This is a genomic window from Mesorhizobium sp. B2-4-19 (assembly GCF_006441315.1).
Taxonomy (GTDB): Bacteria; Pseudomonadota; Alphaproteobacteria; order Rhizobiales; family Rhizobiaceae; genus Mesorhizobium.
In genome coordinates, this window is record NZ_VFUV01000038.1 from 1 (window position 1) to 8874 (window position 8874).

Consider the following 8874-nt stretch of genomic DNA (forward strand, 5'->3'; position numbering starts at 1 on the left):
GATCTACACCGACGCCAAGGGCATGACGCTCTATACCTATGACAAGGACGCGAAGGGCAAGACCAATTGCTACGACAAATGCGCCGCCAACTGGCCGCCGCTGAAGGCCGCGGCCGGCGCCAAGGCGGACGACGAATGGAGCGTCATCGACCGCACCGACGGCACCAAGATGTGGGCCTATGACGGCAAGCCGGTCTACACCTTCATCAAGGACAAGAAGGCCGGCGATGTGAACGGTGACGGTGTCGCCGGCGTCTGGCACATGCTGAAAGCCGATTGATCCTCGATACAATCGCACGCCTGACGGCGGGAGAAGGCTGGTCGCCGGGCATTCCTCCATGCAGCCGGCGGCCAGCTTCAGGCGGCCTTTCCCCTCGTCGTCCCGGCGCCGTGCGCAGCCGCCTTCTCCGCGACTCGGCGGAAATGAATCGGGCCGTTCGCGCCGAGCAAGCGACGTCATCCCTCCAAGCCAAAATCTGTGATTTTCTCCATACACTCTAAGAGTGTATTGCTGCGAACAGCCCCGCAATTTGGGCGCTTCCCCTTGACCGGATGCAAAAGCGCGGCCATGTGAGCGGCAAATAGAACGAGATTTCGTCGCGCGCAGCGGAATTCTTCTGCCGCATCACAGCTGATATGAGACCTCATGGACGTCGTCGTCGTCGAATCGCCGGCCAAGGCGAAGACAATCAACAAATACCTCGGCAAGAACTACAAGGTTCTGGCCTCGTTCGGCCATGTCCGCGATTTGCCGGCCAAGGATGGCTCCGTGCGCCCGGATGAAGACTTCGCCATGTCCTGGGCGGTCGACACCGCCTCGGGCAAGCGGCTCGCCGACATCGCCAAGGCGGTCAAGGATGCCGACGGCCTGATCCTCGCCACCGACCCGGATCGCGAAGGCGAGGCCATTTCCTGGCATGTGCTGGAAGTTCTGAAGCAGAAGCGTGCGCTGAAGGATAAGCCGGTCAGCCGCGTCGTCTTCAACGCCATCACCAAATCGTCGGTGCTGGAGGCCATGGCCAATCCGCGCCAGATCGACGCGCCGCTGGTCGATGCCTATCTTGCCCGCCGGGCGCTGGACTATCTCGTCGGCTTCACGCTGTCGCCGGTGCTGTGGCGCAAATTGCCCGGCGCCCGCTCGGCCGGCCGTGTCCAGTCCGTGGCCCTGCGCCTGGTCTGCGACCGTGAATCCGAGATCGAACGCTTCATCCGCGAGGAATATTGGCAGATCGCCGCCATCCTCGGCACGCCACGCAACGAGACTTTCGAAGCGCGGCTGACCGCCTTCGAGCGCAAGAAGCTGCAAAAGCTCGATATTGCCAACAAGGCGCAGGCCGACGACATCAAGGCGATGCTCGAGGGCGCGACCTTCAAGGCATTGTCGGTGGAAGCCAAGCCGACCAGGCGAAATCCAGGCCCGCCCTTCACCACCTCGACGCTGCAGCAGGCCGCTTCATCGGGCCTCGGTTTCTCCGCCACCCGTACCATGCAGGTGGCGCAACGGCTCTATGAAGGCATGGAGATCGGCGGCGAGACCGCCGGCCTGATCACCTATATGCGAACCGACGGCGTTCAGATGGCGCCCGAGGCGATCGACGCTGCCCGTGACGCCATCGCCAAGGAATTCGGCCCGAAATACCTGCCGGAAAAGCCGCGTTTCTACACGACCAAGGCCAAGAATGCCCAGGAAGCGCACGAAGCGATCCGCCCGACGGATTTCATGCGCACCCCGGCCTCGGTTCGGCAATATCTCGATTCCGACCAGATGCGGCTTTATGAGCTGATCTGGAAGCGCGCCATCGCCAGCCAGATGCAGCCGGCCGAGATCGAGCGCACCACCGTCGAGATCGAGGCGGTCAACGGCGCCCGCAGCGCCGAGCTTCGCGCGGTCGGTTCGGTCGTTCGCTTCGACGGCTTCATCGCCGCCTACACCGATCAGAAGGACGATGACGCGGAAGACGAGGAAAACCGCCGTCTGCCGGAAATCCGTGCCGGCGAGCAGCTTGCCCGCCAGGCAATCAACGCCACCCAGCACACGACCGAGCCGCCGCCGCGCTATTCCGAAGCCACGCTGATCAAGAAGCTGGAAGAGCTCGGCATCGGCCGGCCTTCGACCTATACGGCAATCCTGAAGACGCTCGAGGACCGCGACTATGTCACGATCGACAAGCGCCGGCTGGTGCCGCAGGCCAAGGGCCGTCTGTTGTCCGCTTTCCTCGAAAGCTTCTTCGAGCGCTATGTCGAATATGACTTCACCGCATCGCTGGAGGAAAAGCTCGACGAGATTTCCGACGGCAAGCTCGCCTGGAAGGACGTGCTGCGCGATTTCTGGAAGGATTTTTCGGGCGCGGTCGCCGACATCAAGGAACTGCGTGTCACCGACGTGCTCGATGCGCTGAACGAGGAACTGGCGCCGCTGGTCTTCCCAGCGCGCGAAGACGGCTCCAACCCGCGCATCTGCCCGAAATGCGGCACCGGCAACCTCTCGCTGAAGCTCGGCAAGTTCGGAGCCTTCGTCGGCTGCTCGAACTATCCCGAATGTTCCTTCACCCGCCAGCTCGGCGACGCCGCCAATCCGAATGGCGAGAATGGCGGCGGCGAGGACGGCATCAAGGTGCTCGGCAAGGACCCCTACACGGCGGAGGAAATCACCCTGCGCTCGGGCCGCTTCGGTCCCTACCTCCAGCGCGGCGACGGCAAGGAAGCCAAGCGCTCGAGCCTGCCCAAGGGTTGGACGCCCGAGACCATCGACCATGAGAAAGCATTGGCGTTGCTGGCGCTGCCGCGCGATATCGGCAAGCATCCCGAGACGTCCAAGATGATCTCGGCCGGGCTCGGCCGCTACGGGCCGTTCGTGCTGCATGATGGCACCTACGCCAATCTCGACAGCATCGAGGATGTCTTCTCGATCGGCCTCAACCGCGCCGTCATGGTGATTGCCGAGAAGCAGTCGAAGGGCAAGGGCGGCCGCAATGGCGGCACGCCGGCGGCCCTGAAGGAGCTTGGCGACCATCCCGATGGCGGCGGCAAGATCGTCGTGCGCGACGGCAAATACGGGCCTTACGTCAATTTCGGCAAGGTCAATGCCACACTGCCCAAGGGCAAGGATCCGCAATCGGTGACGATCGAGGATGCGCTGGCGCTGATCGCCGAGAAGGAAGCCAAGGGAGGCGGCGGCAAGAAGCCGTTCCGCAAGGCGGCCGCGGCCAAGGCGCCGGCAGCCAAGAAGACAGCGGCCAAGAAGCCGGCAGCGAAGAAAAAAGGGTAGGACGGCGTGGCGCGCAGGATCACCGGACGGAGCCACGGCGATCCGCGCACCGCCGACACGAGGGCCAAGGTCAAGGACGACTATCGGCCCTCGCGCGACGAAATCCTGCGCTATATCGCCGAAAATCCCGACCGTGCCGGAAAGCGTGACATCGCCAAGGCCTTCGCGCTGCGTGGCGACGACCGCATCTGGCTGAAAGATATTTTGCGCGACCTGCAGGATGAAGGCGTGCTCACCAAGGAGCGCAAGCGGCTGGCCCGCGTCGGCGCCCTGCCCCATGTCGCCGTGCTCGACATTTTTGGCCGTGACGGCGACGGCATTTTGCTGGCGCATCCGGCGGAGTCCGTAGGCACCGGCGAGCCACCTGTCGTCTCGATCCGCGTGTCGCGCAGCGGCAATGGTGCGGCGCCGGGTATTGGCGACCGCGTCCTGGCCAAGACCTACCCGACCGATGATCCGTCGGGCCCTGCCTATACCGGCCGGGTGATGAAGATCTTCGAGAAGCGCACCGATGCCGTCCTCGGTGTCTTTCGCGTGCTAAAGGACGGCACCTTCCGCATCGAGCCGGTGGAACGGCGCCAGCCGGAGTTGATCGTCGACAAGGAATTCCAGAACGGCGCCAAGAATGGCGACCTGGTCGAGGTCGAGCCGGCGCGGGCTTCCCGCTACGGGCTACCGAGAGCCAAGGTGCTCAATGTGCTGGGCTCGCTGACCAGCGAAAAAGCGGTCTCGATGATCGCCATTCACGCCCACGACATCCCGCACATCTTTCCGGCCGATGTCATCGCCGAATCCGAAGCCGTCAAGCCGGCGACGCTTGATCACCGCGAGGACTGGCGCGACCTGCCGCTCGTCACCATCGACCCGGCCGACGCCAAGGACCATGATGACGCTGTCTTTGCGACGCCTGATCTCGACGAAAAGAACCCGGGCGGCGTGATCGCCACGGTGGCGATCGCCGATGTCGCCGCCTATGTCCGCTACCGCACGGCGCTGGACCGCGAAGCCTTGAAGCGCGGCAATTCGGTCTATTTCCCGGATCGCGTCGTGCCGATGCTGCCCGAGCGTATTTCCAATGATCTCTGCTCGCTGCGCGAGGGCCAGGATCGCCCGGCCCTTGCCGTGCGCATGACCTTCTCCGCCGATGGCCACAAGATCCGGCACTCTTTCCACCGCGTGATGATGAAATCGGCGGCGAAGCTCGCCTATCCGCAGGCGCAGGCGGCGATCGACGGCGTGCCCGACGACAAGACCGGCCCGATCCTTGACACGGTGCTGAAGCCGCTCTGGGATGCCTATGCGATCCTCAAGCGCGGTCGCGCCGGCCGCCAGCCGCTCGAACTCGACCTGCCGGAGCGCAAGATAATGCTCAAGCCGGATGGCACGGTCGACCGTGTCATCGTGCCGGAACGCCTCGATGCCCATAAGCTCATCGAAGAGTTCATGATCCAGGCCAATGTCGCCGCCGCCGAGACGCTGGAGGCGAAGAAGCAGGCGCTGGTCTACCGCGTGCACGACGCGCCGTCGCTCGCCAAACAGGAATCGCTGCGCGAATTCCTGCAGACGCTCGGCCTGTCGCTGGCGCGCGGCGCGCAGATGCGGCCCAGCCAGTTCAACGGCATTCTCGAGCGCGTGCGCGGCGCCGACAATGAGGCACTGGTCAACGAAGTGGTGCTGCGCTCGCAGAGCCAGGCTGAATATTCGCCCGGGAATATCGGCCATTTCGGCCTCAACCTCAGGCGCTACGCGCATTTCACCTCGCCCATCCGCCGCTATGCCGATTTGATCGTGCATCGCGGGCTTATTGCCGCACTTGGCCTCGGTCAGGGAGGACTGACGCAGGACGAAGCAGCTCGGCTCGAAGACGTTGCGATCCTGATCTCCGGCACGGAACGGCGTGCCATGGCGGCCGAGCGCGACACGGTCGACCGGCTGATTGCAGCCTATCTGGCCGAGCGCATCGACGACCGGTTCGACGCCCGAATCTCCGGCGTCACCAAATCAGGACTATTTGTCCAATTGCCGCAATATGGCGCCGATGGCTTCATCCCCGTGTCAACTCTGGGCGGCGATTACTATATATACGACGAAACGGCTCGCTCGCTCTTCGGAGAACGCTCAGGCAAAGGCTACCAGCTCGCGGATCATGTCGAGGTCCGGCTCGTCGAGGTGGCACCGATGGCCGGCGCCATGCGCTTCGAGATGCTGACCGACCCGAAGCCCCTGCCAGGCTCTACCAGGTCGTTTCACAAGGCTAAGGGCCGCGCCCGTGCGTCGCAATCGCGACCGGGCTCGCGCGGCAGGAGACGATAATGCCAGAAGAATTAGGGATACAAGAACAGGTTTTCGGCGGTGAACATCACACGGGTCGGGTCGCCCGCCCTTTGTGGACGGCATTGAAGCGCGGCCTTTTGGGCCGCTGCCCGAACTGCGGCGAAGGCAAGCTGTTTCGCGGCTTCACCAAGACTGTCGAGACCTGCAGCGTCTGTGGCGAGGAAATCCACCACCATCGCGCCGACGACCTGCCGGCCTATCTGGTCATCGTCATCGTCGGCCACATCGTTCTCGGCGCCTTCATGGGCGTTGAAGCGGCATCGACGCTGTCCACCTGGCAGCACATCCTCATCTGGGTGCCCTTGACCATCATCTTGTCGGTTGCCCTGCTGCAGCCTGTCAAAGGCGCCGTCATCGGACTGCAATGGGTGTTCTATATGCACGGATTCGGTGGCGAAAAGGATGGGGCGGGCTCCCACCACGGCGCCTGATGCGCCGCTGGCGCAACACGCCAATCGCTAAGGCCACTTTCGCATGCAAAAAGTTTCCGCTAGGTCCCTTCGCATGGAAGCAATGACCAAGGCGGATGTCGACAAGCTCGACAAGGGTCTTGCCGCACATGGCGGCCGGCCCCTGCGTCCGCGTGACGCCGCGACCCTGATTCTTCTCGACCGCAAGGGCGATGAGGTACTGGTGCTGATGGGGCGCCGTCACGCCGGCCACGCCTTCATGCCCGGAAAGTTCGTGTTTCCCGGTGGTCGTACCGACCCGGCCGACAGCCGCATCGCGACGGCCACCGCATTGCATCGCGACGAGGAAGCGAAGCTGCTTGCAGGCCCCGGCCGCACCAGTGCCGCCCGGGCCCGCGCTGTCGCCTTGTCGGCAATTCGCGAAACCTATGAGGAAGCCGGGCTGCTCATCGGCGAGAGGGCCGCCTTTGCCACCGACAAGCGCGACTGGCAAGGTTTTGTCGAACACGGCGTGAGGCCTTCGCTCGAAACGCTGCGCTTCATCGCGCGCGCCATCACTCCGCCCAACCGGGTGCGCCGCTTCGACACGCGTTTCTTCAGCGCCTGGCGCAGCGACGTCGCCGTTGAACTGCCGGGCGGCGGCCCGACCAATGAACTCGAGGAACTGGTCTGGCTGCCGCTTGCCAAGGCCAGGGAAGCCGACATACCCGACATCACCCGAATGATCCTGGACGAGCTGGAAAAGCGCCTCGCCCAAGATCCGCTGCTGCGTCCGGGCGGCCCCGTGCCCTTCTACCGGCTTGTCCGCAACAGCTTCACCCGCGAACTTCTGTAGAGCAATTCCAGGAAGAGTGTGACGCGGTTTTCCGCCCGGAATTGCATAAGATCAACGAGACAGAGTATTCAGCACCCCATGACGGTCGATACCCAACCACAGGGCGACGAACGCGTACACTGGCTGCCGATGGTGGCAGCGATCTCGTCGATCAGCGTCGTCGGCATCGCCATAGGCCTCGGCATGCCACTGCTCAGCGTCATCCTCGAAACGCGCGGCCACTCGGCTTCGATGATCGGCCTCAACACCGCCGTCGCCGGCCTGGCCTCGATCGCCGGTGCGCCGCTGGCGACGCCGCTCGCCATGCGCTTTGGCGTCGTCTGGACCATGATCGCAATGATCGCCACCGGTGCGCTGGCCTTCGTCGGCTTTCATTTCGCGCCCGATTTCTGGATGTGGTTCCCGCTGCGCATCGTGCTGCATATCGCGTTGACGGTGCTGTTCATCCTGTCGGAATTCTGGATCAGCACGTCGGCGCCGCCGCACCGGCGCGGCCTTGTCCTTGGCATCTACGCCACCGTCCTGTCGCTCGGGTTTGCCGCCGGCCCTTGGCTGTTCGCCCATCTCGGCAGCTCCGGCTTCAGGCCGTTCGGCGTAATCATTGGATTGGTGACGCTGGCCGCCATACCGGTGCTGGCCGCGCGCAACGAAAGCCCCTCCATCGTGGCCGATGGCGAAACCAGCAATTTCCTGCGCTACATCTGGCTGGTGCCGACCGCGACTTTTGCCGTGCTGGTGTTCGGCGCGGTCGAAACTGGCGGCTTCGCGCTGTTCCCGGTCTATGGCAACCGCATCGGCTATTCCGAAGCCGACGCCGCATTGCTGCTGACCATGATCGGGCTGGGCAATGTGCTCCTGCAGATCCCGATCGGCATGATCAGCGACCGCGTTTCGGACCGGCGCTATCTGCTGCTCGCCTGCGCCACGGTTGGCCTTGCCGGTACGCTGTTCATGCCCTTCTTTGCCGCGAACTGGCACTTGATGGCAGCGCTTCTGTTCGTCTGGGGCGGCGTCGTCGCGGCCATGTACACGATCGGCCTTGCCCATCTCGGTTCGCAGCTCTCCGGCCACGAACTGGCGTCGGCCAACGCGGCCTTCGTGCTGTGCTACGGCGTCGGCATGGTGCTTGGTCCGCAGGCGATCGGCATCGGCATGGACAGTTTCGGGCCTTCCGGCTTCGGCTGGTCGCTCGGCCTGTTCTTCGGCGCATATATCGCCCTGGTCTGCTTCAGGCTGGTGCGCAAGATCCTTTTGTAGCGCGTCCGGGACAGCGATTCTGTTTCCGTACACGGCGGCTGCTGACAGAACCATGTCAGGAGCCACGCGGTAAAAGAGTATCCCCATACATCGGAAGTTGAGGACACTCCCATGATCGACAGCGGCTTTGAAACCACATCCTTGAGAATGACGCTTCTGCTGCTCGTGACCTTCCAGGCCCCGGCGGCGGATGTCGACCGCATCATGGACGCGGTGGTTGCGATCGCCCCGCTGGCGATGGGCAAATATGACCGCAACGCCTATCAGTCTGCGCACGGCATCGAGCGCTACAGGCCGCTTGGAGGGGCCGCGGCCGGCGCCGAGACCGAATTGCGCCGCCGCCCGGGCACGGTCGAAGTTTCCTTCGAATTGCCTGATGACCAGGCTTTGGCCAGCCGTGTCGTCGAGGCGATTTTCCAGGCCCATTCCTACCAGGAGCCGGTGATCCGCATCCAGCCGATCCTCGCCAGCCGCTCCAAGGGTCTGGACGACCGTGCCAATCCGAATCGCTGGTGGAACACCACCGGGGACTGGAAAAAGATTGCGGCGCCCGAGACAGAAACCGCATGATTTGAGGCCATGGGGCGGTTCCGGTGGGGCGGAGAAGCTCCGCCGTACTGCTCATAAAACCGGACAACTCATGTGCTACCTAACCCGGACAACTCATGTGCTTACGACAAGAAGCTCCACCGGGCTGTCGGTAGCTAATCAAGTTGTCCGGTTTGGTAGCACATCATTTGTCCGCTTCAGTTTTGCGTCGAAGCGGTTCA

At 63.6% G+C, this 8874-nt stretch carries 7 protein-coding genes; all 7 read left to right on the plus strand.

Annotation, left to right across the window (positions count from 1 at the left end; genetic code table 11):
* On the plus strand, positions 1–280 hold a 280-nt coding region (locus FJ546_RS30925; protein WP_140893013.1), incomplete at its 5' end, for a hypothetical protein.
* 366 nt (positions 281–646) lie between these two features.
* On the plus strand, positions 647–3268 hold the full coding sequence (gene topA, locus FJ546_RS30930; protein ID WP_140893015.1) for a type I DNA topoisomerase: 2622 nt from the start codon (positions 647–649) through the stop codon (positions 3266–3268).
* 6 nt (positions 3269–3274) lie between these two features.
* Positions 3275–5581, plus strand: coding sequence for a ribonuclease R (gene rnr / locus FJ546_RS30935; protein ID WP_140893017.1), 2307 nt, complete (start codon positions 3275–3277; stop codon positions 5579–5581).
* On the plus strand, positions 5581–6033 hold the full coding sequence (locus FJ546_RS30940; RefSeq protein ID WP_140893018.1) for a DUF983 domain-containing protein: 453 nt from the start codon (positions 5581–5583) through the stop codon (positions 6031–6033). The genes rnr and FJ546_RS30940 overlap by 1 nt, the downstream gene beginning before the upstream one ends.
* 73 nt (positions 6034–6106) lie before the next feature.
* Positions 6107–6847, plus strand: a complete 741-nt coding sequence (locus tag FJ546_RS30945; RefSeq protein WP_140893020.1) for an NUDIX hydrolase — start codon at positions 6107–6109, stop codon at positions 6845–6847.
* 78 nt (positions 6848–6925) lie between these two features.
* Positions 6926–8104, plus strand: a complete 1179-nt coding sequence (locus FJ546_RS30950; protein WP_140893021.1) for an MFS transporter — start codon at positions 6926–6928, stop codon at positions 8102–8104.
* A gap of 111 nt (positions 8105–8215) precedes the next feature.
* Entirely contained in the window at positions 8216–8674 is a 459-nt protein-coding gene (locus FJ546_RS30955; protein ID WP_140893023.1) for a hypothetical protein, read from the plus strand.
* The last annotated feature ends 200 nt before the right edge of the window (positions 8675–8874 follow it).

Bases quoted from the DNA above. Each gene is read 5' to 3' on its own strand.
- topA (WP_140893015.1), top strand. From the start codon at position 647: ATGGACGTCGTCGTCGTCGAATCGCCGGCCAAGGCGAAGACAATCAAC.
- FJ546_RS30945 (WP_140893020.1), top strand. From the start codon at position 6,107: ATGGAAGCAATGACCAAGGCGGATGTCGACAAGCTCGACAAGGGTCTT.
- FJ546_RS30950 (WP_140893021.1), top strand. From the start codon at position 6,926: ATGACGGTCGATACCCAACCACAGGGCGACGAACGCGTACACTGGCTG.
- FJ546_RS30955 (WP_140893023.1), top strand. From the start codon at position 8,216: ATGATCGACAGCGGCTTTGAAACCACATCCTTGAGAATGACGCTTCTG.
- FJ546_RS30940 (WP_140893018.1), top strand. From the start codon at position 5,581: ATGCCAGAAGAATTAGGGATACAAGAACAGGTTTTCGGCGGTGAACAT.